This is a genomic window from Mesorhizobium sp. M0145, from assembly GCF_040322355.1.
GTDB lineage: Bacteria > Pseudomonadota > Alphaproteobacteria > Rhizobiales > Rhizobiaceae > Mesorhizobium.
The window spans coordinates 67602-91466 of the sequence record NZ_JAMYTK010000013.1; the positions used below are offsets into that span (position 1 = coordinate 67602).

The following is a 23865-nucleotide window of genomic DNA, read 5'->3' on the forward strand; positions in this document are numbered from 1 at the left end:
GGTCGGACGGGCCTCACCTCGCAATCCGGAAGCCGAATTTGAACCATCGGGAAACAGCACGGATACTGGTCGCCGGCAGCGGCCCTGCGGGGCTGATCGCGGCGCTTAGCTTTGCCGAGGCGGGCTTTCCCGTGACGCTCGTCGGACCCGAGGCAGCCGGCCTCGACGGCCGGACGACAGCCTTGATGAACCCTGCCCTGAAGATGTTCGAACGGCTAGGGATCTTCGACGGAATCAGGCCGCATGCAGCGCCACTCAAGGTGATGCGCATCGTTGACGCAACCAACCGGCTGATCCGCAGCCCGACAGTGACTTTTCGTGCCAGCGAGATCAACGAAGAGCAATTCGGGCTGAACTTGCCCAACAGCGTTCTCAACCGCACGCTAGCCGAGGCTGTCGCGCATTCGGGCATCGAATGGCGAAAGTCGATGGTGGAGGCATGGCGCCTCGATGCCGACCATGCCCATGCCGTTCTCGCCGACGGCAGCGAGGTTGAGGCATCGTTGGCAGTTGCCGCCGATGGCCGTCAGTCGCCGGCCCGCGAGGCAGCCGGCATCCGGACCTCGATCCGATCCTATCCGCAGGCGGCGTTGGTGCTCAATTTCGGTCACCGCAGCGACCATGCCTTCACCTCGACCGAATTCCACACCGAGACCGGTCCGTTCACACAGGTTCCCCTGCCCGGCAACCGGTCCAGCCTTGTCTGGGTGCTCGAACCCGATATCGCCAAGGACCTTGCAGCACTCGACGACGCCGAGCTTTCGACGCGGGTCGAACAGCGAATGCAATCGATGTTGGGCCGCGTGTCGGTTGAGCCCGGCCGGCAGATCTACCCACTTTCAGCGGTGAGCCCGTGGCGGTTTGCGCATCGCCGCGTGGCACTTGTCGGTGAAGCCGCCCACGTGTTTCCCCCAATCGGCGCGCAAGGCCTCAATCTCGGCATCCGGGACATCGACGACCTGATTGGTGCCGCAAGCAGAAACCGCTCGGACCCGGGCGCCGCCAAGGCGCTTGCAGCCTATGATTTCAAGCGGCGGCCGGACATTCTGGCGCGCAGCAGCGCGGTCAACCTGCTCAACATGTCGTTGCTTTCCGATATGCTGCCGGCTCAGATGGTGCGCAGCGCTGGCCTGGGCGCGCTTGAGGGGTTTGCGCCGTTACGGGCGTTTTTCATGCGCGAGGGTCTTCGACCCGGCAGCGGTTTTGCGGCGTTTTTTGGCGGATTGCGAAAACCGGCTGAGCGATAGCGATCTTGGCCACCGCCCTTGATCCGCATCTCGCGATGCTCAACCCGGCATCAAGGGGATCGGGATTGAATTGCCGCGGCGTCTGCGCCAAATAATGACGATGTCGACCTTAAGGTCTGGGCCAGTCTTTGCCGGACCGGTGCGTAAGAATCTAAAGTCCTGGAGCGTTCCTTGCGTGTTCCAGGATGCGTGGCGTTCAAGAAGTTCAAGTGGTGAGTGCGATGAAGACAGCCAAATTCTCGATCGGACAGGTGGTTCGGCACCGGCTGTTTCCGTTCCGCGGCGTCATTTTCGACGTCGATCCGCAATTCGCCAATACTGACGAATGGTACGAGGCGATCCCCGCTGACGTGCGGCCGCGCAAGGACCAGCCTTTCTATCATCTGCTCGCCGAGAATTCCGAAACGGAATACATCGCCTATGTGTCCGAGCAGAATTTACTCGAGGACCGGTCGGGCGAACCGGTCCGGCACCCGCAGATTGGTGAAATGTTCGACAAGAAGCCGGACGGGCGCTACGAGCCGAAGCACCAATTGAGACATTGACTTAGTCGGGATCTGGCTGGGCTCGGACAGGCTTGAGACAAGTCTGGACCCGACAATCAGCCGATTCAATAAAAAAGCGGGGCATGAACCCCGCTTTTTGTTTTGTTCGAAAACCCGTCGATTAGTTGGCGGCCTTCGCCTTTTCCTGCTCTTCCTTGAGCTTCTTGGCAAAGTCCTGATTGTTCTTGGCGACGAACTCCTGGAGCTTCTTCTGCCGGTCCTCGATATCCGACTGCTGCAGCGGCGGGCCGTCGAAGGCGCCGCTGAAGCCGGTCAGCGCAATCTTGATCGGGTTCGGCTGGTTCTGGAAATTGACCGAGGTGAGCGTCAGCGCCGATCCCTTCTTGAAGGATGCGACAAGCTGATCGCTCAGCGGCACTTCCGCCACGCAGCGATCCGGAAAACAGATCACATAGTCGAGCTTCTGCGCCTTGCCGCCGTCGATCTGGAGACCGATGCCGGGAGGAACGAGACGGCCGGTCGGAACCGTCACCTGGAACACCTTGCGGTTCACCTTGCCCTTCAATTCGATCAGGCTGACGCCAGTGATGAGCTGGCCGTTGCCGGCGGTGGTGATGTTCTGGACATTGCAGATGTCGACGTCTTCCTGCTTGGTGCAGGCCTTGAACCAGCCTTGCGGAATCTGCTGTTGCTGCTGCGCGGAAGCAGCGGGAATCCCGGCGCCCAGAATGCCGACCACGCCAGCGGCCATGACCGACAGGCGGTACGCGTTGCTGTTCAGGCTCGTCATGTCGTGCATTCCTCTCAAATGATCCCGGAACCGGCTTTTTTCATGCCGTGTGGTCCAGCTACCTGTTGCCGAAATGAGGCAACAGAATGACTTCGGACGGCGTGTTACACTGCAAGCGGTGCCGAATCCAGCCCGGGTCTCGCGAATCTTGGCCAAGGGATAGGCTCAAGGGGTTGGCCGGTGCACGACCGGCTCATGTATGCTGCGCATCGAATCGGGAAGGAGACGGTCATGGGCCGCGTTGTCGTTTGGCTGATCGCCGCAATCTTGTTTGTCGGCCTTTCCCTGCAGCCGGCCCTGTCGGAACCGGTGCACGCGCTTGCCATGCAGGGCGAGCCGGCGCTGCCGGCCGACTATGATCATTTCAACTACGTCAACCCCGACGCGCCGAAAGGCGGCAGCATTACCTATTGCGTCGTCGGCAGCTTCGACAATCTCAATCCGTTCATCCTGAGAAGCCTGCGCACCACCGCGCGCGGCATGATGGATCAAGCCTTTGGCAATCTTGTCTTCGAGCCGTTGATGCAGCGCAACTACGACGAGGCCTTCAGTCTCTACGGCCTGCTCGCCGATACCGCCGACATGGATCCCGAGCGCAAGAGCATCGAATTCCACCTCGATCCCAACGCCAAATGGTCGGACGGCGAGCCGGTGACGCCGGAAGACGTGTTGTTTACCTATGACGTCTTCACCGAGAAGGGCCGCCCACCTTACAGCCAGCGAATGAAAGCGATTGCCAAGCTCGAAAAGACCGGCGACCGCAGTGTGCGCTTCACCTTCAACGACAAGGCCGACCGCGAATTTCCTTTGATCATTGCGCTGACGCCGATCATCCCGAAACACGCCTTCAACAAGGACACCTTCGACAGGACGACGCTAAAGCCGGTGATCGGCAGCGGGCCTTACACGGTGGCGCAAGTCGTGCCCGGTCAGCGCATCGTGTTCAAGCGCAATCCGGACTATTGGGGCAAGGACGTGCCGTCCAAGCGCGGCTTCGACAATTACGACCAGATCACCATCGAATATTTCCTCAACGCCAACGCCAAGCAGGAAGCGTTCAAGAAAGGCATCTGCGCCATCGACGACGACAGCGACCCGGTCAAGCGCGAGCGCGATCTCGACTTTCCGGCCTTCCACAGGGGCGAGGTCATCGCCGAAACTTTCGATACCGGCATTCCGCCGGTGGTCAACGGTTTCCTGTTCAACACGCGGCTGCCGAAATTTTCCAATCCGGTCGTGCGGCGCGCGCTCGGCATGCTCTACGATTTCGAATGGGCCAACAAGAATCTGTTCGGCGGCAAATACACGCGCACGATGAGCTTTTGGCAGAATTCCGAGTTGTCCGCGCTCGGCCACCCGGCCAGCGAAAAGGAAAAGGCCCTGCTGGCCCCCTACCCCGGCCGCGTGCCCGCAGATGTCATGGACGGCACCTACAGGCCGCCCGTTACCGACGGCTCCGGCCAGGACCGCAAGGTGCTGAAGGCGGCATTCGAGCTGCTGAAGAGCGCGGGCTATACGGTGCAGGACGGCGCGATGCTCGATCCCGAGGGAAAGCCGTTCGGTTTCGAGATCCTGACCGCCTCGCAGGACGAAGAGCGACTTGCCGCTATCTATCAGCGCACCCTTGAGAAGCTCGGCATCGATGTCGGCATCCGCAGCCTCGACGGTGATCAGATCCAGTCGCGCAAGCAGCGTTTCGATTTCGAGGTGCTGGTCGGCTCGACCGGTTTCAACAACTCGCTGTCGCCCGGTATCGAGCAAACCGGGCGCTGGGGATCCGCTGCCGCCAAGGCCGAAGGATCGTTCAACCTCGCCGGCGTCGCCGATCCGGCGGTGGATGCGGCGATCGAGGCGATGCTGAGAGCTCGTTCGAAGGAGGACTCCGTCGCCGCCGTCCGCGTTCTCGACCGGCTGCTGATCTCCGGCAACTACATGGTGCCGACGCAGCACAACAACCAGCAATGGCTCGCTTATTGGAACTATCTGGAACATCCGCAAAAGACGCCCATATACGGTTATCAGTTGCCGACCTGGTGGCGCAAACCGAAGTGACCTCTTCACAACAGGAGATCAAGATGAACGACGAGAACTCGATTACCGTCGATGTGGTCTCCGACGTCGTGTGCCCCTGGTGCTTTATCGGCCAGAAACGGCTCGACAAGGCGATTGCCGCCGTCGATATCGACGTTCACATACGCTGGCGGCCCTTCCAACTCGACCCAACAATCCCGCCCGAAGGCAAGAACCGCCGTGACTATATGGTGGCGAAATTCGGCAGCGAGCAACGCATCCGCGAAATCCATGCCCGGATCGAACCGCTGGGCGAGGCTGAAGGCATCTCCTTCGCCTTCGACGCCATCAAGGTCGCGCCCAATACGCTGGATGCGCACCGTCTCATTCGCTGGGCCGGCACGGCCGGCGAGGCCATTCAGAACCGGCTGGTGCGCCGGCTGTTCCAGCTGAATTTCGAGGAAGGCGCCAATCTCGGCGATCATGCCGTGCTGATCGAAGCCGCCCGCGAGGCCGGCATGGATGCCTCCGTGGTCGAAACGCTTCTGCCGACCGACGCCGATGTCGAGGCGGTGCGCACCGAAATCGCCACCGCTTCGCGCATGGGCATATCGGGTGTGCCGTGCTTTCTGCTTGAAGGCAAATATGCGGTGATGGGAGCCCAGGACGCCGATACGCTTGCCGATGCGCTCCGCCAGGTCGCCGCGGCCAAGGCGCGCGGCGAACTGGAAACAGCGAACTGAGTCGGACTACTTCACCGTCACCTTGGCCTTGCTGACGAAAAAGCCATGGCCATGCTTGCCGGTGCAGGTCAATCCCTTGGTGGATGACTGGCAGGAAAACGGGCCCTTACTCCAGCTGGCGCCGTACGCCAGCCTGGTGACGTCGCCGCAGCAGCCTTGCTCGCCCGGATTCTTGATCAGCGTCGCCGGACCTTTCGGACCGAGGATGACGGTGACGTAGCTGGGCTCGACACGCGAACAGCTCAGTTCCGGTCCGCCATCCTGTGGCTCGTAGGTGCTGGTGCCGCCCTTCGGCGTGTAGATGCAGCCAATATTGCCGGACGGCGTGTTGAACTCGATCTGTCCCTCGGCGTTTGCGGGAACGGTCTGGCTGCCGGCATATGTTTGCGGCAGCCAGAAAAATGTTGCGAGCGTCGCGACAAAAAATGTCAGTGCAAGCATGGCGAACTCCCCCTGGTTCAAACCTGGATGCGTCCGGCCAGGTTCAATCCGAAGCGCGTGTTTGTCAAACGCGGTTTGTGCGCGCTCTTAAAACGGCACGGGCCAATTGATATTGATCTTCATCCTGGACTGTGTCGGCAAAGTCATTGCTTGGCCGACTACGGGGTCCTGACAAGGCGGCTTCAACCACGAATCATACGGTCACGTTCTGGCCGCCGACGAGGCCGGACTGGCCGTGAAGGCGATTCAGGCTGTGAAAGATCGACCGCTGGACGGCGCTTCTATGTTCACAAAGCTGTGTGAAGACCTTCCCTTAGGGAAGGTCACTGCTTGCTCCGGCTCAGGCAAGTAACTATTTGAAATTGCGTTGGTATTCCGCCCCTCGAAGCATGACGGCATAGCGCCGTGATCATTCATTCTGTTGCTCTACTGCAACGGCCGGCGAGCTAAGCCACCTGCGACTGGTGAAAAGCTAATGGAAAATGATCAATTGGTGTTACTGTCCGTAACAAAAGAAAAATCGTTTGGGCGGGATAGTGATTCGGGTCGATAGACCAACGCGACATTCAATATCGGAAAAATGGCTCCGCGGTGCCGCAAGGCCGTCGCCCCTGACGCCCGTATCGTCGATGCGCAGCTTCTGGGGACTGATGCGGGCCTACTGGTTCTCGGACCGGTGGGTGGAAGCCTGGACGTTGACGCTGGTGATCGCCCTGCTCACCGCGCTCTCCAGCAAGTCAGGCGTGTGGTTTGCCGTGGCATCCGGAGAGCTGGTCAACTCGATCGCCTTTTTCCACGATGCCGCAAACACCACCCCGCTTCAGACACTGCTGACCAATGCCGGGATACTTGTCCTCCTGGTCTTGCTCAAGGATGCGGGTTTTACCGGTATCCGCAGCCTGGTATCCGCAACGTTGCATCGCAAGTGGCGCGGCTGGCTGGACAGCCAGTTCAACGAAGCCCTGCTTGACGCCAATCACACGCATTTCCACGCTCAGCATGGCTCGTCAGGTGCCGCCGCTCCCGACAATATCGATCAGCGCATCCAGGAATCGATCAAGGATATGACGGGCGGAGCCATCGGCCTCGCGATGGGGGTTCTGGCCGTTGCTACTTCATTGTATTTCGTTGGCCAGCAACTGCTTGCACACTCGGCGGAGGTCAAAGGGCTGGAGTTCCTCGGCAGCTATGGCAGCGCCGTCCTCGCCTTTCTGGCGGTCGCCACCTACGTGCCGTTGAACACCTGGATCGCGGTCAAGCTGGGCAGGCTGCTGGAACGACTCAATGTCAGGATGCAGCAGGCCGAAGGCAGCTATCGCGGCGAGCTGATCACGTTTCTGCGCCGCAGTTTTCATGTCGCCGCATCGCAAGGCGAGAACGTGCAGAAGGCAGTGCACAGCCAGCGCTATGTCGACATCGACCGCACCTGGGCGCGGCTGAACATCGTCAACACAGGCTACAATTCGTTCGAGCTGATCTACAATTTCATCGGTGCCCGCATTGTCGCCTACGGGCCAGGCTTGGTTCCCTTTATCCATAACGGCTTCGATCTCAAGGGCTACATAACCGGCTCCGAGATGGTCAACTCGCTGATCAGTCAATGCTCGTGGTTCATCCACGTCATGCCTGCCATCGCCGCGCTGCGGGCCAACAGCCAGCGCGTCACCGAACTCGCAAACGCGATCGAAAACGTCCAGCACCCGCAGGAATTTTATCAGCAGACCGGCCGCTCCGATTTTCGCTACGACCGCCAAAACCCGGTTTTCGGCCTGACCATCCAGAAGCTCGAACTGGCGCATCAGGGCGAGGACGCAACGCCCTTCCTGAGTGCTGCAAATTTGCGCTTCCGGCGTGGCGAGTGGACTTTCCTCAAGGGCGAATCCGGCTGCGGCAAGACCTCGCTGATCAAGGCGATCAACGGGCTGTGGCCTTACGGTCGCGGCACCATCGTCTTCCCGGAAGGGGTCAGGAGTTTCTACGCCGCCCAGGAGGTGAAGCTGCAGCAGGTTTCACTGAAGCAACTGGTCTGCCTGCCCGGTTCCGAGCATGATTATGCCGACGTGCAGGTCGCGTCCGCCTTGCACAAGGCCGGCCTCGGCGACTTCATCGAGCATCTGGCCGATGAGAGCCGTGAAGGAAAGATCTGGGATCAGGTTCTTTCGGGTGGGCAGAAACAGAAGCTCGTCGTCGCCCGCATCGTGCTGCAGCAGCCGGGACTACTGTTCCTCGATGAAGCCACCGGCGCGCTCGATCCCGAAGGACGGATCGCCTTCCATCAGGCGATCAAGGACAATTGCCCTGATGCAACTGTGATCTCGATCATGCATGAGGCGACGCCGCCGAGATCGCTCGCGGGCACCGAATTCTACCACAGCGTGGTTGCGATCGCCGACGGCGTCGCCACCAAGAAGCCGCTGGTTCCGAGCTTGCCGGTAGAGCTCACCACCATCCTCACGCAGCCGACGCGGCCGGCCGAGGACAAATGGCTGCGCTTTCCCCGCCGGCTGAAGCAGAGATAGCCGCGGGCACCACTGCCGGCATCCAGCCAGCCTGCCACGTCGCCCGATCACAGTCTCGCGATCCAGTCGGTTTGCCGCCGCTTTAACCCGCTCTCGCGATTGACTCGGCAAGGCGCGCTCCTATGTTGCGCCGGCTTGCAGAATCTCAACTCGAACCCGCGAGCAGAAAGGTCACCGCGCCATGCCTGGCGACAGTCACAGTCGAACGCAACCGCCGTCCGCTTGACGTGACCTGACAGGCTCACGTCCTGCCGGACGGCAAGGAGTGAGCCATGAACGAGTTTTCCCCTGTCGCGGGCGGCGATGCCATCGCCATCGCTCGCGTACTTGCCAACGAACACGTCGCCGACATCGTCGAGGCCTTGAACCAGGAGCCCCGGGAGACGGCATCGGCGCTGCTTTGCGAAGTGCCGTTCGAGCGGCTGGTCGAGATCTTCGACCAGCCTGAACTCGACGGCGCTTCCGAACTGGTGGAGGCGCTGCCCCGCATCAAGGCAGGCAGACTGCTTGCCGCCATGTCGGTCGACCGCGCCGCCGACATACTGCGCGATCTGAACGAGCCGGCTCGTTCCGAACTGCTCGGCGGCCTGGCGCCACCGCTGCGCGCGACGCTGCTTGCCATTCTCGGCTATCCCGAGGGCAGCGCCGCCTCGCTCATGACGACCGAATATGTCAGCGTGCCGCCGGACTGGAGCGTGGCCCGCACGCTGGATTATATCCGCAAGGTGGAGCGGACTCGCGAAACCGTCTACGCGATCTACATCGTCGATCCGCAAACGCATGTCCTGTTGCGCTCGACCAGCCTGCGTCGACTGATCGCTGGCGAGCCGGATCAGCTGATCATGGCAATAGCGCCGGATCGCGCGCCTATCACCGTTTCACCGCTGACCGATAGTGAAAAGGTTGCTCAGCTGATCTCGAAATATGATCTGCTCGCCGTTCCGGTCGTGGACAACGGCAGACTGCTCGGCATCGTTACCATCGACGATATTATCGACACAATGATCGAGGAAACGACGGAGGATGTGCATCGTTTCGGCGGCATGGAGGCTCTCGACGAGCCCTATATGAAGATGGGCTTTCTGGCGATGATCCAGAAACGCGCCGGCTGGCTGTGCGCGCTGTTTATCAGCGAGATGCTGACCGCCAACGCGATGCAGAGCTACGAGGGCGAGCTGGAAAAGGCGATCGTGCTGACGCTATTTATTCCATTGATCATGAGCTCCGGCGGAAATTCCGGCTCGCAGGCGACCTCGCTCGTCATCCGGGCGCTGGCGCTGCGCGAGATCGGCCTTGGCGACTGGTGGCGGGTGGCATTGCGCGAGCTGCCCACTGGCCTGGTGCTTGGCTCGATTCTTGGCGTGGTCGGCGTCTGCCGCATCGCGCTCTGGCAGTATCTCGGCTTCTACGACTACGGCCCGCACTGGCCGCTGATCGCAATGACGATCGGCGCCACGCTGGTTGGCATCGTCACCTTCGGCTCGCTGTCTGGATCGATGCTGCCGTTCGCCCTGAAGCGCATGGGCTTCGACCCGGCCAGCGCATCGGCCCCGTTCGTCGCCACGCTGGTCGACGTCACCGGGCTGGTGATCTATTTTTCTGTGGCGCTGGTGATCCTGCGCGGAACGTTGCTGTAAGAAAACTCACGCACTTCCATCGCGGCAATCTCGTTGCCGCGATGGGTTCTTGTCGCGTCAGACCCGCTCACCATCTCTCACCCGGTAAGTCGGCTTGTACATTGTGACGAGTTCTTCCGCGGCGGTCGGATGCACCGCCATGGTGCGATCGAAATCATCCTTGGTCAGGCCGGCCTTCAGCGGTATGCCGAGAAGCTGCGCCATTTCGCCGGCATCCGGCCCGAGGATGTGGGCGCCGAGGACCTTTTTCGAGGCGCCGTCGACGACCAGCTTCATCAGCATCTTTTCGTCGCGGCCGGAAAGTGTGTGCCGCATCGGCCGGAAGGTGGCGCGGTAGATTTCAACATCCGAAAAGCGCTTTGCCGCCTCATCCTCCGACAGGCCGACCGTACCGATCTCGGGCTGCGAAAAGACTGCGGTAGCGATCGTGTCATGGTCGGGCGCCGTCGGCTTGTCCTTGAAGGCGGTCTCGACGAAGCACATCGCCTCGTGGATTGCCACCGGCGTCAATTGCACGCGATGGGTGACGTCACCGATTGCCCAGATGTTGTCGATGTTCGTGCGGGAGTATTCGTCGACGTGGATTGCCCCGGTTTTGGTCATCTCGATGCCGACGCCTTCCAGGCCCATGTTCTCGGTATTGGGAATGCGGCCGATGGCGAGCATGACCTGGTCGACCGTCAGCACCGTGCCGCCGGTGACAAGCGCGTCGAGCCGGCCGTCAGGCCGCTTCCTGACCCACTCTGATACGGCGTGGCAGAGGATTTTTATCCCTTTCTTTTCCATCGTGTCGTGCAGCATGCGTCTGAGGTCCATGTCGAAACGGCTGAGGATCTCCTTGCCGCGGTAGACCAGCGTCGTGTCGACGCCGAGGCCGTGAAAGATGTTGGCGAATTCGACGGCGATATAGCCGCCGCCCTCGATCATGATTGCCTTCGGCAGTTCCTTGAGGTCCAAGGCCTCGTTGGAAAAGATGCAGTGCTCATGGCCGGGCAATGCCGGATGCGGCGCCGGTCGCCCGCCGGTAGCGATCAGGATCTGGTCGGCGGTAACGGTGCGATCCTCACCGAGAAGATGCACCACATGCCGACCGACCAGGGTGGCGCGCGAATGAAAGACCTCGCCGCCGGCGCCCTGCACGTTCTTCTTGTAGATGGCCTCCAGCCGGCTGATTTCGCGGTCCTTGTTGGCGACCAGCGTCTGCCAGTCGAAACGCGCCTCAGGCACCGTCCAGCCATAACCGGCGGCGTCGGCGAAATGCTCGGGGAATTGCGAGGCGTAGACATAGAGCTTCTTCGGCACGCAGCCACGGATCACGCATGTGCCGCCATAGCGGTATTCCTCGGCAATGCCGACACGCTTGCCGAGTGCGGCCGCGACGCGCGCCGCCCTCACCCCGCCGGAGCCGCCGCCGATGACGAAAAGATCGTAGTCGTAACCGGCCATGGCTGAACTCCTTGCCCCTCAAACCCCGAGACAGGTAGGCTGCCGACTATCAAAAGAAAAGCCCGGATTTGCCGGGCTTTTGGTCCAGTGGCGGTCAGGCGGCTCGGAAGTCCGCAATCAATTCGGTGTAGCGTCCGCGGGAGCTGCGCCATCGGCCGGAGCGGTACCGTCGGCAGGTGCAGCCGGCGCCTTGGCATTCGCCGCTGCACCCAGGGTCTCGCCGACCTGCTGGGCGAGATCGCGAGCCAGGCCGTTCTGCCAGATCTCGGCAGCCTTCACCAGTTCGCGCGTCACGATCGGGCCGTTGTCGAGCAGCTTCTTGCCGGAATCGGAATTGTAGAACGCGGCAATTTCATTGAGTTCCTTTTCCGAGAACACCTTTGCATAGGCGAGCGCCGCTTCCTTTTCCAGGTCGGCGCGGCGCGATGCCAGGGCCATCGCCTTCTCGTTGATCGTCTTGGCGATCAGTTCCTGCATGTCCGGGTTCTTCTGGATCAGCTGCTGCTCCAGTGCCGCGGCCGCTTGCGGCAGGATGCTGTCGAACGTATCCGTCGCATGGATCGCCGTGACGGCGGCGCGCGCCGCCTTCAAATGCGCATCGGTGACGTCCTGCGAAAACGCAGGCGACGAAAACGCGAAAACGGCCGAGGCCGCCAGAATGGCAAAAAAGCGGCCAACCCGGTTATGCAACATCATGATCGGTAAAACTCCCTGATTTTCGGGCGGCATGGACGGTTTGGATGCCGTCGCCGCCGGCTATGATGGCCGTTGATGCCAGCCCGATGAAAAGACCATGCTCGACCACGCCCGGAATGGCGTGGAGAGCATTCGAAAGCGCTCTTGTATCCGGAATGCGGCCAAAAGATGCATCGAGGATAAAATGGCCGCCGTCTGTAACAAATGGCTGGCTCCCCGTCATCCTCAATGTAACAGGGCCGGAAAGGCCAAGGTTTGCAGCCGCCGCGCCGACCGCAATTTCGGTGGCGCGCAGGCCAAACCGGTTGACTTCGATGGGCAGCGGAAAACGGCCGATCATCTCGACCATCTTGGAGCTGTCGGCGATGACGATCATGCGGGCGGAGGCCGCCGCGACGATCTTTTCGCGCAGCAGCGCGCCGCCGCCGCCCTTGACCAATGTCAGCGCCGGATCGATCTCGTCGGCGCCGTCGATGGTGAGGTCGAGCTCGGGCGTTTCCTCGAGGGTCGACAGCGGCACACCAAGCTCGCTGCAAAGGACGGCGGTGCGCTCCGAGGTCGGCACGCCGATGACAGTCAGGCCGGTGGCGACCTTGTCGGCGAGCAGCCGGACGAACTCGTCCGCCGTCGTGCCGGTGCCGATGCCGAGCCGCATGCCATCCGTGACATGGGCAAGCGCTGCCCGCGCGGCCTCAACCTTCAATTGCCTCGCATCCATGCCGGGTCCCGAGATTTGTTTCGGCGCTCGTAGCATTTTTGCCGGGCTGGTCAAAGGACCTTGCCCGCGGTGGATAAGCCGGCTTGCCTGAACGGGCCGCAGCGTTTATCGCCTGCCGGCAATCAAATCGTCACAGGACAGGCCATGACCCGACCGATCATCGTGTTCGACCTCGACGGGACGCTGATCGACACGGCGCCGGACCTGCTCGACAGTCTCAACCACAGCCTTGCCGCCAGCCAGCTCGCGGCCGTCGACGAAGCCGGCTTCAAGCGCTTCGTCGGCCATGGCGGCCGGGTGATGATCGAGCGCGCTCACGCAGCGCAGCACAGGTCGCTGGCAGTGGAGGAGCACGACCGCCTGCTCAAGCTGTTTCTGGACCATTACACCGTTAACATCCCCGGCAAGTCGCGCCCCTACCCCGGCGTCCCCGAGGCGATCGCACGGTTCGAGGCAGCCGGTTACCTGCTGGCCATCTGCACCAATAAATACGAGGCCAATTCGGTGGCGCTGATCGAGGCGCTCGGTATGACCAGGCATTTCGCGGCGATCTGCGGTCAGGATAGTTTTCCGTTCCGCAAGCCCGACCCGCGCCATCTCACGCAGACCATCGCGCGCGCCGGCGGCGACCCGCACCGTGCACTGATGGTCGGTGATTCGCAGACCGACATCGACACGGCGAAAGCCGCCGGGATTCCGGTAGTGGCAGTCGATTTCGGCTACACCGACCGTCATGTGCGAGAGTTCGAACCGTCGGCGGTGATCTCGCATTTCGATTCGCTGACGCTCGATCTGGTGCAAGGGCTGATGGCCGCGGCAGAAGGCTGAAAGCTGTCCATCGGGCGGACCGCCAAATGCCGACCGACAAGTGGTTGACTTAGCAGGCCGGCCTCCCTTATATCGCGGCGCGCTTGGCCTTCGGGCAACGAGCGGGCGATTAGCTCAGCGGGAGAGCACACCCTTCACACGGGTGGGGTCGCAGGTTCAATCCCTGCATCGCCCACCATCTAACCTACTAAAACGGTTAGATGATTTGACCCAGCCATCTTTTTTCCAAAAAAGCTCACTGGCGCGTAACTGGCGCGTAAACCAAAAAGACCTTTGCCGAGCGCAGAATCTCGGCGGAAAAGCACAGACGCAACCTGGTTCTCCAATCGCACCGCTTGGGCGGGCGGTTGGGGGTGCCGTAGGCACGGTGCTATTAGCCCCTTCGCTCCGCAGCCGTAGGAATCGGCTTGCCCTTAATCCAGAACGTGCCGCGAGTGACCCGCTCCAGCTTCCCTCGCTTGATACCGTCGTATCCGACTTGGGCGTGAGCTTTCTCGCATCCTCTTGGAAATCGTCAGCGTACGGGTAGAGCGGTTGCAGGATATCTCGGACGAAGATGCCTACAAATCGGGCGCTCAATCGATTTGTGAGAGCAATGACATGGTGAGCTACCAATACGGGGCCTACAAATGGCAATCCGCGGTGAAGACAAGCTGCCTTCGCTGGCCGCGTTCATCCGCGACGTGAAGCTGGCGATCCGCTCGAACGTGCTAACCCGCAAACAGATGCTGGAGCGTTTCCTCGTACAGTGACCGCATCTAAAAAACGCCCCAGTTGCATCGTCCAGCCTATTAGGTGCACTGCCCGTTCGAGTTATCGGGCGGAATGTAACAACTATTGCAGCAACTCACGTCGGGGTAAGATTCCCCACATGCTGAACCTCGATTTGTGCAAGCAACCTCTTTGAATTTCTTACTCATCGGAATTGGCACTTGCCGATGCAATTTTACCGAGGCTTCCGTAGCCGGATCGGAGTAGAAAGCAAACGCCGATGTGGCAAGTAAGGTAGAAAAAGCGAGTAATGCGATTAGCTTACGCATGCAAGTCCCCCCTCTGTTACAAGCGGAGACTAGCTGGAGTATTTAACAATTGCAATCTCCCGACATGGCCTTGACTCCTCTGGAACAAACAAGGAATATATTCCTAGAACGTTCGCGAGGTCACCATGCCAGCCCGCCACAAGGGCATCAACTCCGATGCCTAGACCGTTTTTGGCCGTACCATGCCTTGATTCCGTGGGGAAAACTGCTGCGAGAAGGCCTATGAGCCTGCCCACGGGCGGGCGGCGGCAATGGGGACGGCTGAGCGCCACGCCTTCATCCGGCGCGATTACCGGGAATACCTCGGCTTCCGGTTCAAGGAGCCGGAGCATGCTGAGGCGATGGCGTGGGAGTTCGGCGGCGAAACCTACTATGCGCTCGACCGCAGCAAAGGCAGCGGCTGGGATAAGTGGCGGAAGAATGTCAAGCGGCGCCCGGCTTCTTGACCTTCCGGCGCTTCCGGGTCTGCACCACAACCCCGCTCCGCGTGTTCTGGCGCCCGTCCAGTGCCTTTACCGGGGGCAGCACCTTGATGTTGTGGTTACCGATGCGCGGGAGCTTCAACAGGCCTTCCCGCTCCAGCGCGGACAGCTTGCGCGCCTCATTGCACATCGCCACCATGAATTTCAGGGCCGACACCGGATTGCCAACGATGGCACAAATCCGCTCCGTCGATTCCTCGTCAAAGCCAAGGCATTCGGAAAGCTGAAAGAGCAACACGCGGGCTTCGTCCAGGTCGAACCCCATTTGGTCGTCTATCTCTGTCTTACGGCCGGGCTTGACCAGGTTCCTCCGCTTCAGGAAGTATTTTTCGATTTTGGCGTAGAGGTCGAACAGCTTCTCCGACACGTCCAGCCACTTGCTGGCCACGCGCGCCGCAAGCAAGAGTGCCGGCAGGATGCCGACCAATATCAGGGTGCCTGGCGAAGAGTAGTGGAAGGACTTGATGCGTAGGCCGTCGTCCTTCGGGATTTGGCGATAGAGAAACAGCCCAAAGCGCCGGGTCTCGATGTCGCCGCGCCAAAACTGCGCCTGAACGATGGAATGCAGCTGAGCCCGCGTGTCCTCATCCTGCGCCACTAACGGCAGGAAGTAGCCGTAACTCTCAGTCAGGCTCTCGGACAGATGAAACAAGTCCTGAATATCCCAAGCGCCGTCGACAGTGATTTCAATAGTACCGACCGGGTTTGCCGCCAAACCATCCTCCCAAGCTCTTCCCTAGAGCGCTTATACACGCTAACGCTCGAAATCGCTGGTCAAGAAGTGGGCTTTGCCACATGATTCTCTGGCTGGTATTTATTCTGCCTTACAAGACAGCGCCGGTGCAGGATGTCAAAACTGAGTGGCGTGCTGCCCGCGTTGCTGCGGGACTGGATGACAAGGTTAATCCCTACAGCCTGAGGCACACAGCGGCCCGCTGGATGCGCCGAGAGGGCGTGAGTGAGTGGGACACTGCCACCCAGCTCGGACACAGGCGGCCGGGCGTTACGGAGCGCTACACGGCCTATGACCCGGCTTACCTCGCAGCTGCAGGTCGCCCCCTCGCCGCATCATGATTTTTAGCGAGCTGCCTTTCTTTCGGCAGCCATAAATCAGGTACGGACGGCGCCTCCTTGTAGCGCAACGGTCCGCTATCCCGGAACAAACCTACATAGAAACGAGTTTCTGCTGATCGAGATGTGAGGGAAAGCCATGTCCAGACTTGTTTTGGCGGCCGCCGTGCTGCTTGTCGGCGGATCGGCCTTTGCCGCGGACGAAAATCCGGTGCCGCCGCAGAATGCCAAGAAGCTGTCGGAAATCATCGCCAAGGTCGAGCAGCGCGACGACTTCCGCTACATCAAGGAAATCGATTGGGACAGCGATGGCTACACCGTCATTTATTACACGAGCGACAAGGCGAAAGTCGAAATCACCTACGATCCGGTGACAGCCGCGCCGAAATAGTCGCTGCCTGCAAAGGTCAGCATTCGAAAAAGGCGCGCCCGGAGGCACCCGGCCTTGGGCATGCACTTGCGCAGATATGACTTTGATGGCTGACTGCGGTGCTATCATTGCGCGCGGGGGTGGGCATGGCGACGGTAAAGCACGTATTGAAACGCTTTCTGATGATGCTCGCGGGTTATTTCATAGCGGTACTGGTTGGGCTGATCGCGGTGGCGGCGATCTATGGCGGGCTGAGTTCGCTGCCAAATGCGCCGAATTATTTCGACGTCATGGGTGTCACCCCCGTTGCGGTGCTGCTGTTGCCGCCGCTAGGCATGTTCATCTATTTTCTGACGATCGTGCTGACCGGCCTGCAGACGCTGATCTTCGCACTGATTGCCGAGTTTTTCTCGCTGCGCAGTTTTTGGCTGCACATGGTCTTCGGCGCGGCGGCCGCGGTTGGCGGCTTCGCCTTGATCTGGCCCAGTGTACCGGATGACACGAACCCGGAGCGCTGGGCCGATATCGGCATCATTGCCGCCGCAGGCGTTGTCGCGGGCTTGGTCTATTGGCTCATCGCCGGACGCGACGCCGGTTTCCGGCGTCCGCTGTTTCAGCGCTAGAACCGCATTCGTCAGCTTGCCGGCGAACGCACCGCTTCCGTGCTGTCGAGTGCCTGCTGCAGCCTTGTATCGCGGCCGTAGACGTCGTTGAAGTATTCGACGGTACCGGACAGGTCCGGCCATGCGGTGAAATAGGCGACATAGACCGGGATCTTGCGTGTCACGTCCTCGGTCGAATGTCCGTGTTTCAGTCTGTCCTCGATGTAGTCGACCGAGGTGCCGAGCACGGCAGCGGCCATGCCGCGCGGATCCTGCAAGCGAACGCAGCCATGGCTGAGCGCACGCATGTCGCGCTGGAAAAACGACTTCTGCGGCGTATCGTGCATGTAGATTGCATGCTTGTTGGGGAACAGTATCTTCAGCTCGCCCAGCGCGTTGGCCTCGCTCGGCAGCTGGCGCACGCCGTAGGGTATCTTTGCGCCGTAGGCGCCCCAATTGACCGAGGACGAGGGAATGCGCTTGCCGCGGGCATTGACCACCTCGTAGCCGGCGCGGTCAAGATAGCCAGGATCCCGGCGCAGCCGCGGCAGCATCTCGTTGACCAGGATCGACTGCGGCACGCCCCAATAGGGATGGAAGTCGACCTGCTCTATCTGGTCATAGAAGAAAGCAGTCTGGTTGGTGGGCCTGCCAACCACGGCGCGGGTCTTCAGCTTCTCCTCGCCATCATCGATATAGCTCGCGGTGAAAGCCGGCTGGTTGATGAAGACGCGCGGGCTGCCAAGGTCGGAAGGCAACCAGCGCAACTCTTCGAGCGCAACCCGAACCTTCTGAATTTTGTCGGCCTTGGACGTTCCGGCCAACGATGCAACGGTACGCGGGCCGATGACGCCGTCGCCTTTCATGCCGGCCCGTTTCTGCACCGCCTTGATCACCGGCACCAGCTCCGGATCGTAGACCTCGCTGGCGGCGAGCCTCGCCAGGACCTCGCCATAGGCGCCGCCCATCTCGTCATCGAGATTGCGCGCGATCTTTGTCAAAAGCTTCGGCAGCTCGGGGCTGGTCTGCCCCGGCTTCAACAGCAGGTTGGGATCGATGGTGATTTCGTCTTCGGCGCTGGCCTGGAGCGCTTCCAGTTCGACGCGCAGCGCCTGATACTCGGAATTCTGTGGATGCCGTGACTCGAGATAAGTGCGCACTTGCTGGGTATGGGCCAGCGTCTTCAGCACCCCTTCCATGTCGAGCGGCTTCGGCGGAAAATCGTAGTAGCCGGTCATGCGGTTGGGATCGACGCGGCCGCTTTGTGCGTCACGGGCGTAGCGCAGGACACGCGCCGACAGCGCCATCTCGAAGCGGACCAGCTCTTTCAGGCGTTCATCGACATTGCCCGCCGATGTGCCTGCTGCCGGAACTTCGACGGTGTAGTCGGCGGGCGTCAGGCCGTAGCTCGCGGCCTCGCCCAGCACCCGCACGGCATCCTGGGCACGGCTGCTGGGACTGGTTCCCGTCACCCAGATGAAATCCGGATTGGCCGAGTAATAGGCGATCAGCGCCTTGGCGGTGTCCTTCTCGGCGTAGAGGTCATAGCCGTCGAGGCCGGCAATGGCTTCGCGGAATGCAGCCCCGGTGGCCGCCGGCTCGAAAGCAGCGTCCTGAGGCGTTGCTGGTTCAGGCGCTGCCGACAGTGCCGAAAAATCGACGCGCACCAGCGGATCGCTCTTGTAGGTATAATAGGACGGGCCGCTGATTTGCGCACCACCACCGCCCCCACCACCGGAAGCGGCCGGCGCCTTGGGCTTCGGCTTGTATTTTGACGGTGGCGGCGGAAAGTTACCTTTCGGCGGTGCGTGTTTGACGCCGCCGCCGAAAAGCATGTCGAAGAACCCTTGCGCTTCAGCCTTCGGCGCCCCGAAGGCCAGCATTGCCGCGGCCACCGCAAACGGCAGCACGGTTGCTTTGTTTCCAAAGAGTTTCATGGATCACCCGCTCCGGTTGAACCGGATCCCATTCCGCGCCGCTTTCACGGTCTCGCCCACCGCATGGCGGATGTAAGGCGTGACTACACTGATTCATACTGATTTCGTTAAGCTTCCATAAATTTCGGAACGTCTGTTGCAGAACGGTTTCACAAGATCGTGACGGGTCGAGCCGATCCGCCATCGCCCCCGATCAATGGTAGTGCCCGTGAGCCAAGCCTCAAGCGTTGGCGCCGCCGTCGATGGTCAATGCCGTGCCTGTCACGAAGCGCCCTTCGGGACCGGCAAGCCAGGCGACCATGCCGGCGATCTCGTCGGCCGTGCCGAAGCGAGGCATCGCCATCTTCTGGCGCTGATGCTCGGCGTGCGGGCCGGCTGCCGGATTCATGTCGGTATCGGTCGACCCCGGATGGACGACATTGGCGGTGATGCCGCGCGGACCGAGATCGCGTGCAAAGGCCTTGGTCAGGCCAACCAAGGCAGCCTTGCTGGCCGAATAGGCGCTCAGGCCGGTGTCGGTGGCACGCTCGGCCAGATTGCTGCCGATCGAGATGATCCGGCCACCCTCGCCCATATGCGCTGCTGCCGCCTTGGCGGCGACGAACGGGGCTCTGAGGTTGACCTCCATTGTCTCATCGAAATCGGCAAGCGACAGGACATCGATCGGCGCAGCGCGCCAGATGCCGGCGCTATTGACCAGGATGTCGAGCCGTCCGAAGGCTTTTGCTGCCTCATCGACTGCCGCCTCGATCGCACCAGCATCGCGATTGTCGGCCTTGATGGCAAAGGTCCGGCCGCCGGCCGCCTCGATTTCCCTGACCACCGCACGCGCCCCTTCCTCGCCATTCACATAGGTGATCGCCACGCCTGCGCCGTCGGCCGCGAGCCTTCTTGCGATCGCCGCACCAATGCCGCGGCTGCCGCCGGTGACGAGGGCGGCCTTGCCGTTCAAGCTTCTGGATGACACCTGCTTCTCCATTTTGTAGTGATTGATACATAAATATCTGCCAGCCTTGCTGAACCACGTCAACCGAATTATGTATCGATCAATACAGAAAGGATGCCATGCCGGAACGAGGCCGCCCCCGCACCTTCGATCGAGCCGCCGCCTTGCGGCGCGCAATGGAAGTGTTTTGGGTCAAGGGTTATGAGGGCGCGTCGATAAGCGACCTGACCGCTGCAATGGGCATCAACTCTCCCAGCCTCTATGCCGCCTTCGGCAGCAAGGAAGCGCTGTTTCTCGAGGCAACCGAGCTTTACACGCGGGTCGAGGGAACCGAGATCTGGTCCGCGCTGGAAAAGGCGCCGACCGCGCGCCAGGCGGTCGAGCGGTTCCTGCGGCAGACGGCCAGGGCCTATTCACAGACCGGTCGCCCGCAAGGCTGCCTGATCGCGCTCGGCGCATTGCACCAGGACTCAAGCCGCGGCGCCATCTGCGATGATCTGCGCCGTCGCCGCGCCGAAAACCGCGAAGCCTTGCTGAGACGGCTCGAGCGTGGCGTGGCCGAGGGGGAGTTGCCGGCCGATTTCGACTGCGGTACAGCCGCGACCTTCTACGCGACCGTGCAGCACGGCATGTCGATCCAGGCGCGCGACGGCGCGTCGCGCTCGGCTCTTCTGGCGACGGTGGCCGGGGCAATGGCGGCTTGGATAGCGATGGCCAGCACCGGGGCGGCGTGACGGTCGAAACCGGCTGACAAGAACGATATTCAGGTCACTGCAGAGACGGCTCCAGTCTGCCGGCAACGAAGCCAACGGCACGCTCCGCCACACCCCTGTCGGCGAGAATGCGGCGGTGGCCGAGCCCGTCGGCCCAGTAAAGCCGCACATGGTCTCCGGCGCGCGTGTAGAGCCTTGCATGCTCGGCGGACACTTCGCGGTCGTCCGGCGCGTGGATCACCAGCGTCGGCAGCGGCGTGCTTGCGAGCTGGCGGTCACCGGTGAACTCGTGCAACGGCCGGCCGGCGATGCGCTCGGCCCGGTCGGCCATGGCGGCCTGCGAGCGCGAGCCGACATTCAGCATGCGGCTGAAATCAGCGAAGATCGCCGGCAGCGAGCTCGGCGCGGCGATAAGCACCAGCCGCCCGGCCGCCAATCGCGGGATGTTCCTGATCGAACCGGCGACGGCGTTGGCGGCAACGGCACCACCGAAGGAATGGCCGACAATGGCCGCGAACGGGCCGAACCATTCGCCGGCAACCCGTGCCGCATCGACCGCACTGACCAGGGTAAGCCGGCGGCCCTGCGACTGGCCGTGGCCCGGCAGATCGAGCGAGACCACCTTGTAGCCGGCATCGCGATAGGCTTCGATCAGCGCGCGCATGTATTCGGTGCGCGAACGCCAACCATGGATGACGAGCACGGTGCCGGCAGTCGCCCTGCCCGGCTCGGGCCGGAATTCATGCACCATGACGCAGCCGGTTCTGGTCTTTAGCCGGTGATGGCGTGCCTGGGTCATGAAATCGGCGGCGCGATCAATTGCGCGGCGCTCGCCTTTGCTCAAGCTCTTCTCGTGCGGCGTGCGGCAGAACAGCTCGAATGCAGCACGCCCGGTGAGTCGCGGTGCCACATGCTCAGCCACGCCGAACGTGCCGCGGATGACCTTCAGTCCAAATGATGCCATAGTGGCGATCCATTCATTGGTTCAAGCATGAACATAATAGTTCAAACATGAACATTAAGCAAGACCTGCCCTGGGACAACCCGCGTTTTCGCAACTGGGTCGCGGTGGCGCGCGCCTGCCATGTGGTGGAACGCACCCTGGCGGTGAAGCTTGCGCCGCTCGACCTGAAGCCGGCGCAGCTCGACGTGCTGATGAACCTCTACCGTCATCCCGGCATGTCGCAGCACGACCTTGCTCGTCGGCTGCTCGTCGGCCGCTCCAACATCACCATGCTTTTGCCTCAGCTGGAGACCCGTGGCCTGCTGCGCCGCGAGGGCGACGAGAAGGACAAGCGCGTGCTGAGGCTGACGTTGACAGAGGCCGGCGAGGCACTGCTGATGCAGGCGCTGAAGGTCCATATGGCGCTGATCGAGAAGGCGATGAGCCAGTCGACGCCGGAACAATGTGACATGATCGGCGAACAGATGCGTAGGATTGCCGAGGTTTTGAAGACCGCCTGACAGCCCAGTGCTCCACCACCAACTGCTTCACCACATCGATTTTTTCGCGCGCTCGGGCCATTCCTTGTCGTAGACCTCGCCGTCAATGTTCTTGCGGCTGGTGATTTCCAGGATTTGGCCGGGAGTCGGCAGCGATCTCGGGTCGACATGCCTTGCCGGATTCCACAGTTCCGATCGGTGGATGGCGCGGGCGCACTGGAAATAAACCGCATCGATCTCGATGATCGTCACCGAGCGCGCCGGCTTGCCCTCGACGGCGAACGAGGCGCAGAGCCCGGTATCGGTGGTGATGTGGGCGCGGCCATTGACGCGCAGTGTCGTGCCGGAACCCGGCACCAGGAACAGAAGCGCGACGCGCGGATCGCGAAGGATGTTCCTTAGCGAATCGGCACGGTTGTTGCCGCGCCGGTCCGGCATCATCAGCGTTTTCGGATCGTGGATGCGGACGAAGCCGGCGAGATCGCCGCGCGGCGAGCAGTCCAGCCCTTCTGGCCCGCAGGTTGCGAGCGCGGCAAACGGCGAAGCCTCGATGATAGCTGCGTATTCGCGAATCAGTTGGTCGAGTTCCTTGACCACCGACGCCTCGCCGGGCGGGCCATAGAGCGCTTCAAGCTGTTCGATGCTGGTGATCATGGACATGTTTTCGTCTCCAAAGCTTTGCCGGCGCTACTCCAGATGGATGACGTTTTCACGACAAGTGCCCGTTTGCCGGTCATCAGGAAACGGGTGTCGAGGCAACGCAAACAAGGGCAAACCGCTTTACCTGCATGATCGTGCCAACGGATACGGAGGTCAAAAATGGATAAACCGCTCGACCGGCGACGCACCGCCATGGAACTTATTGAAAACATGTTCAATGTTGAAATGCGTTTCCTGCAATCAGGCTCGGAGAGCCTCGATGTGCTTGCCGGCGCATTTCATGCCGACATTGTCGTGCATGAGCCGCGCTCCCTGCCCTATGCCGGTGACTGGAACGGCCTCGACGGCGTTGGCGCCCTTTTCCGCAAAATGCGGGAAATCTGGAGCGACGTGGCGGTGGAGGACCTTCAGGTCGCCCAAAACGATGACACGGTGTTCATGAGCTGCTCGCTTTCGCTGACATCGTGGGCCAATGGTGCAACCATCAAACAGCCGTTTGCCGAAGTCTTGCGCTTCAAGGATGACCGGCTGATCGAAGGCACGCCGTTTTATTACGACACCAGCGAGATACTGGCGATCCTGCGTTGACCTGAGAGTCCTGCGGGATCCATTCAACGGTCGCGGCTCAGCCCCTTCTCTTCCAGTTCGGCGAGATAGGCGGCCCAGCGTGCATCCTTCTCATGACCCAGCGTATGCAGGTAATTCCAGGTGAAGATGCCGGTATCATGGAAATCGTCGAAGGTGATGCGCACGGCATAATTGCCGACCGGCTCGATCTTCAGAATCGCTACATTGCGCTTGCCGGGAACGGTGACGCGCTGTTCGGGCGAATGGCCCTGCACCTCGGCCGATGGCGAGGCGACGCGCAGCAGCTCGGCCGACAATTCGAACGGCTGATGGCCCGGAAAGGTGACGGAAAGCAGCTTGCGGTCCTTCGAGACCCTAAGTTCTTTTGGCGCTGTCATGGTGGTGGATCCTGCGGAGAACTGCCCTTCCCTACGCCGCTTCGCGTCGAGGGAA

The 23865-nt window shown here is 61.4% G+C and carries 26 protein-coding genes and 1 tRNA gene; 16 read left to right on the forward strand and 11 right to left on the reverse strand.

Annotated elements, in window-relative coordinates:
* The first annotated feature begins 38 nt into the window (after positions 1-38).
* The gene (locus NKJ28_RS19325) at positions 39-1247 is read left to right on the forward strand and encodes a UbiH/UbiF family hydroxylase (RefSeq protein ID WP_352636710.1); all 1209 of its coding nucleotides are present in this window, start codon (positions 39-41) and stop codon (positions 1245-1247) included.
* Positions 1248-1468: 221 nt separating this feature from the next.
* Positions 1469-1792, forward strand: coding sequence for a heat shock protein HspQ (hspQ, locus tag NKJ28_RS19330; RefSeq protein ID WP_023675043.1), 324 nt, complete (start codon positions 1469-1471; stop codon positions 1790-1792).
* A gap of 121 nt (positions 1793-1913) precedes the next feature.
* Here the strand turns inward: hspQ and NKJ28_RS19335 are convergent, their stop codons facing one another.
* On the reverse strand, positions 1914-2543 hold the full coding sequence (locus NKJ28_RS19335) for an invasion associated locus B family protein (RefSeq protein WP_352448908.1): 630 nt from the start codon (positions 2541-2543) through the stop codon (positions 1914-1916).
* A 231-nt stretch (positions 2544-2774) separates the two neighbouring features.
* Here NKJ28_RS19335 and NKJ28_RS19340 point away from each other — a divergent pair, with 231 nt between their 5' ends.
* Positions 2775-4595: an extracellular solute-binding protein gene (locus NKJ28_RS19340; RefSeq protein WP_352636711.1), complete on the forward strand. Its 1821-nt coding sequence runs from the start codon at positions 2775-2777 to the stop codon at positions 4593-4595.
* A 23-nt stretch (positions 4596-4618) separates the two neighbouring features.
* Positions 4619-5296, forward strand: a complete 678-nt coding sequence (locus NKJ28_RS19345; RefSeq protein WP_352456761.1) for a DsbA family oxidoreductase — start codon at positions 4619-4621, stop codon at positions 5294-5296.
* 6 nt (positions 5297-5302) lie between these two features.
* Here the strand turns inward: NKJ28_RS19345 and NKJ28_RS19350 are convergent, their stop codons facing one another.
* Positions 5303-5737, reverse strand: a complete 435-nt coding sequence (locus tag NKJ28_RS19350; protein WP_352636712.1) for a hypothetical protein — start codon at positions 5735-5737, stop codon at positions 5303-5305.
* Positions 5738-6366: 629 nt separating this feature from the next.
* Here NKJ28_RS19350 and NKJ28_RS19355 point away from each other — a divergent pair.
* On the forward strand, positions 6367-8256 hold the full coding sequence (locus tag NKJ28_RS19355) for an ABC transporter ATP-binding protein/permease (protein ID WP_352636713.1): 1890 nt from the start codon (positions 6367-6369) through the stop codon (positions 8254-8256).
* A 272-nt stretch (positions 8257-8528) separates the two neighbouring features.
* Entirely contained in the window at positions 8529-9893 is a 1365-nt protein-coding gene (gene mgtE / locus NKJ28_RS19360; RefSeq protein ID WP_352636714.1) for a magnesium transporter, read from the forward strand.
* A 57-nt stretch (positions 9894-9950) separates the two neighbouring features.
* Here mgtE and gor read toward each other — a convergent pair whose 3' ends face one another.
* The 3 genes from gor to rpiA all read right to left on the reverse strand — a co-directional run bounded on the left by gor (position 9951) and on the right by rpiA (position 12753).
* Entirely contained in the window at positions 9951-11339 is a 1389-nt protein-coding gene (gene gor, locus NKJ28_RS19365; protein WP_352636715.1) for a glutathione-disulfide reductase, read from the reverse strand.
* A gap of 117 nt (positions 11340-11456) precedes the next feature.
* Complete coding sequence (locus NKJ28_RS19370; RefSeq protein ID WP_352636716.1) at positions 11457-12035, reverse strand: DUF2059 domain-containing protein; 579 nt, start codon at positions 12033-12035, stop codon at positions 11457-11459.
* The gene (gene rpiA / locus NKJ28_RS19375) at positions 12022-12753 is read right to left on the reverse strand and encodes a ribose-5-phosphate isomerase RpiA (protein ID WP_352448900.1); all 732 of its coding nucleotides are present in this window, start codon (positions 12751-12753) and stop codon (positions 12022-12024) included. Before rpiA ends, NKJ28_RS19370 begins: the two co-directional genes overlap by 14 nt.
* A gap of 144 nt (positions 12754-12897) precedes the next feature.
* Here rpiA and NKJ28_RS19380 point away from each other — a divergent pair, with 144 nt between their 5' ends.
* The 4 genes from NKJ28_RS19380 to NKJ28_RS19395 all read left to right on the forward strand — a co-directional run bounded on the left by NKJ28_RS19380 (position 12898) and on the right by NKJ28_RS19395 (position 15067).
* Positions 12898-13581 (forward strand): phosphoglycolate phosphatase, encoded by a 684-nt coding sequence (locus NKJ28_RS19380; protein WP_352471880.1) that lies wholly within the window; start codon positions 12898-12900, stop codon positions 13579-13581.
* Positions 13582-13684: 103 nt separating this feature from the next.
* Positions 13685-13759: transfer RNA gene (locus tag NKJ28_RS19385), tRNA-Val, on the forward strand.
* A 451-nt stretch (positions 13760-14210) separates the two neighbouring features.
* Positions 14211-14333 carry a hypothetical protein gene (locus NKJ28_RS19390; protein WP_352636717.1) on the forward strand — a complete coding sequence of 41 codons (123 nt, stop codon included), beginning with the start codon at positions 14211-14213 and terminating at the stop codon, positions 14331-14333.
* Positions 14334-14872: 539 nt separating this feature from the next.
* Positions 14873-15067 carry a hypothetical protein gene (locus NKJ28_RS19395; RefSeq protein WP_352636718.1) on the forward strand — a complete coding sequence of 65 codons (195 nt, stop codon included), beginning with the start codon at positions 14873-14875 and terminating at the stop codon, positions 15065-15067.
* On the opposite strand, the gene NKJ28_RS19400 is transcribed toward NKJ28_RS19395, so the two are convergent.
* On the reverse strand, positions 15045-15818 hold the full coding sequence (locus NKJ28_RS19400; RefSeq protein WP_352636719.1) for a hypothetical protein: 774 nt from the start codon (positions 15816-15818) through the stop codon (positions 15045-15047). The genes NKJ28_RS19395 and NKJ28_RS19400 overlap by 23 nt on opposite strands.
* A gap of 80 nt (positions 15819-15898) precedes the next feature.
* Here NKJ28_RS19400 and NKJ28_RS19405 point away from each other — a divergent pair, with 80 nt between their 5' ends.
* The 3 genes from NKJ28_RS19405 to NKJ28_RS19415 all read left to right on the forward strand — a co-directional run bounded on the left by NKJ28_RS19405 (position 15899) and on the right by NKJ28_RS19415 (position 17167).
* Positions 15899-16177, forward strand: coding sequence for a tyrosine-type recombinase/integrase (locus NKJ28_RS19405; protein WP_352636720.1), 279 nt, complete (start codon positions 15899-15901; stop codon positions 16175-16177).
* A 136-nt stretch (positions 16178-16313) separates the two neighbouring features.
* Positions 16314-16565, forward strand: coding sequence for a PepSY domain-containing protein (locus tag NKJ28_RS19410; protein ID WP_023675031.1), 252 nt, complete (start codon positions 16314-16316; stop codon positions 16563-16565).
* Positions 16566-16690: 125 nt separating this feature from the next.
* The gene (locus NKJ28_RS19415; protein ID WP_352448896.1) at positions 16691-17167 is read left to right on the forward strand and encodes a hypothetical protein; all 477 of its coding nucleotides are present in this window, start codon (positions 16691-16693) and stop codon (positions 17165-17167) included.
* A gap of 11 nt (positions 17168-17178) precedes the next feature.
* On the opposite strand, the gene NKJ28_RS19420 is transcribed toward NKJ28_RS19415, so the two are convergent.
* Positions 17179-19083 carry a L,D-transpeptidase family protein gene (locus tag NKJ28_RS19420; RefSeq protein ID WP_352636721.1) on the reverse strand — a complete coding sequence of 635 codons (1905 nt, stop codon included), beginning with the start codon at positions 19081-19083 and terminating at the stop codon, positions 17179-17181.
* A 220-nt stretch (positions 19084-19303) separates the two neighbouring features.
* Positions 19304-20050: an SDR family NAD(P)-dependent oxidoreductase gene (locus NKJ28_RS19425; RefSeq protein ID WP_352636722.1), complete on the reverse strand. Its 747-nt coding sequence runs from the start codon at positions 20048-20050 to the stop codon at positions 19304-19306.
* Between the two features lie 98 nt (positions 20051-20148).
* On the opposite strand from NKJ28_RS19425, the gene NKJ28_RS19430 reads away from it, so the two are divergent.
* On the forward strand, positions 20149-20763 hold the full coding sequence (locus NKJ28_RS19430; protein ID WP_352636723.1) for a TetR/AcrR family transcriptional regulator: 615 nt from the start codon (positions 20149-20151) through the stop codon (positions 20761-20763).
* 34 nt (positions 20764-20797) lie between these two features.
* On the opposite strand, the gene NKJ28_RS19435 is transcribed toward NKJ28_RS19430, so the two are convergent.
* Complete coding sequence (locus tag NKJ28_RS19435; RefSeq protein WP_352636724.1) at positions 20798-21706, reverse strand: alpha/beta hydrolase; 909 nt, start codon at positions 21704-21706, stop codon at positions 20798-20800.
* 47 nt (positions 21707-21753) lie between these two features.
* On the opposite strand from NKJ28_RS19435, the gene NKJ28_RS19440 reads away from it, so the two are divergent.
* Complete coding sequence (locus tag NKJ28_RS19440; RefSeq protein WP_352448891.1) at positions 21754-22206, forward strand: MarR family winged helix-turn-helix transcriptional regulator; 453 nt, start codon at positions 21754-21756, stop codon at positions 22204-22206.
* 27 nt (positions 22207-22233) lie between these two features.
* Here the strand turns inward: NKJ28_RS19440 and NKJ28_RS19445 are convergent, their stop codons facing one another.
* Entirely contained in the window at positions 22234-22845 is a 612-nt protein-coding gene (locus NKJ28_RS19445) for a pyridoxamine 5'-phosphate oxidase family protein (RefSeq protein ID WP_352636725.1), read from the reverse strand.
* A 159-nt stretch (positions 22846-23004) separates the two neighbouring features.
* Here NKJ28_RS19445 and NKJ28_RS19450 point away from each other — a divergent pair, with 159 nt between their 5' ends.
* A complete protein-coding gene (locus NKJ28_RS19450; protein WP_352636726.1) occupies positions 23005-23433 on the forward strand; it encodes a nuclear transport factor 2 family protein in 429 nt (142 codons plus the stop codon).
* 23 nt (positions 23434-23456) lie between these two features.
* Here NKJ28_RS19450 and NKJ28_RS19455 read toward each other — a convergent pair whose 3' ends face one another.
* The gene (locus NKJ28_RS19455; RefSeq protein WP_352456745.1) at positions 23457-23810 is read right to left on the reverse strand and encodes a gamma-butyrobetaine hydroxylase family protein; all 354 of its coding nucleotides are present in this window, start codon (positions 23808-23810) and stop codon (positions 23457-23459) included.
* Positions 23811-23865 lie beyond the last annotated feature (55 nt).

Coding starts and splice junctions, on each gene's coding strand:
- hspQ (WP_023675043.1), top strand. CDS start 1,469: ATGAAGACAGCCAAATTCTCGATCGGACAGGTGGTTCGGCACCGGCTG.
- NKJ28_RS19335 (WP_352448908.1), bottom strand. CDS start 2,543: ATGACGAGCCTGAACAGCAACGCGTACCGCCTGTCGGTCATGGCCGCT.
- NKJ28_RS19340 (WP_352636711.1), top strand. CDS start 2,775: ATGGGCCGCGTTGTCGTTTGGCTGATCGCCGCAATCTTGTTTGTCGGC.
- NKJ28_RS19345 (WP_352456761.1), top strand. CDS start 4,619: ATGAACGACGAGAACTCGATTACCGTCGATGTGGTCTCCGACGTCGTG.
- NKJ28_RS19350 (WP_352636712.1), bottom strand. CDS start 5,737: ATGCTTGCACTGACATTTTTTGTCGCGACGCTCGCAACATTTTTCTGG.
- NKJ28_RS19355 (WP_352636713.1), top strand. CDS start 6,367: ATGCGCAGCTTCTGGGGACTGATGCGGGCCTACTGGTTCTCGGACCGG.
- mgtE (WP_352636714.1), top strand. CDS start 8,529: ATGAACGAGTTTTCCCCTGTCGCGGGCGGCGATGCCATCGCCATCGCT.
- gor (WP_352636715.1), bottom strand. CDS start 11,339: ATGGCCGGTTACGACTACGATCTTTTCGTCATCGGCGGCGGCTCCGGC.
- NKJ28_RS19370 (WP_352636716.1), bottom strand. CDS start 12,035: ATGATGTTGCATAACCGGGTTGGCCGCTTTTTTGCCATTCTGGCGGCC.
- rpiA (WP_352448900.1), bottom strand. CDS start 12,753: ATGGATGCGAGGCAATTGAAGGTTGAGGCCGCGCGGGCAGCGCTTGCC.
- NKJ28_RS19380 (WP_352471880.1), top strand. CDS start 12,898: ATGACCCGACCGATCATCGTGTTCGACCTCGACGGGACGCTGATCGAC.
- NKJ28_RS19390 (WP_352636717.1), top strand. CDS start 14,211: ATGGCAATCCGCGGTGAAGACAAGCTGCCTTCGCTGGCCGCGTTCATC.
- NKJ28_RS19395 (WP_352636718.1), top strand. CDS start 14,873: ATGGGGACGGCTGAGCGCCACGCCTTCATCCGGCGCGATTACCGGGAA.
- NKJ28_RS19405 (WP_352636720.1), top strand. CDS start 15,899: ATGATTCTCTGGCTGGTATTTATTCTGCCTTACAAGACAGCGCCGGTG.
- NKJ28_RS19410 (WP_023675031.1), top strand. CDS start 16,314: ATGTCCAGACTTGTTTTGGCGGCCGCCGTGCTGCTTGTCGGCGGATCG.
- NKJ28_RS19415 (WP_352448896.1), top strand. CDS start 16,691: ATGGCGACGGTAAAGCACGTATTGAAACGCTTTCTGATGATGCTCGCG.
- NKJ28_RS19420 (WP_352636721.1), bottom strand. CDS start 19,083: ATGAAACTCTTTGGAAACAAAGCAACCGTGCTGCCGTTTGCGGTGGCC.
- NKJ28_RS19430 (WP_352636723.1), top strand. CDS start 20,149: ATGCCGGAACGAGGCCGCCCCCGCACCTTCGATCGAGCCGCCGCCTTG.
- NKJ28_RS19435 (WP_352636724.1), bottom strand. CDS start 21,706: ATGGCATCATTTGGACTGAAGGTCATCCGCGGCACGTTCGGCGTGGCT.
- NKJ28_RS19440 (WP_352448891.1), top strand. CDS start 21,754: ATGAACATTAAGCAAGACCTGCCCTGGGACAACCCGCGTTTTCGCAAC.
- NKJ28_RS19445 (WP_352636725.1), bottom strand. CDS start 22,845: ATGTCCATGATCACCAGCATCGAACAGCTTGAAGCGCTCTATGGCCCG.
- NKJ28_RS19450 (WP_352636726.1), top strand. CDS start 23,005: ATGGATAAACCGCTCGACCGGCGACGCACCGCCATGGAACTTATTGAA.
- NKJ28_RS19455 (WP_352456745.1), bottom strand. CDS start 23,810: ATGACAGCGCCAAAAGAACTTAGGGTCTCGAAGGACCGCAAGCTGCTT.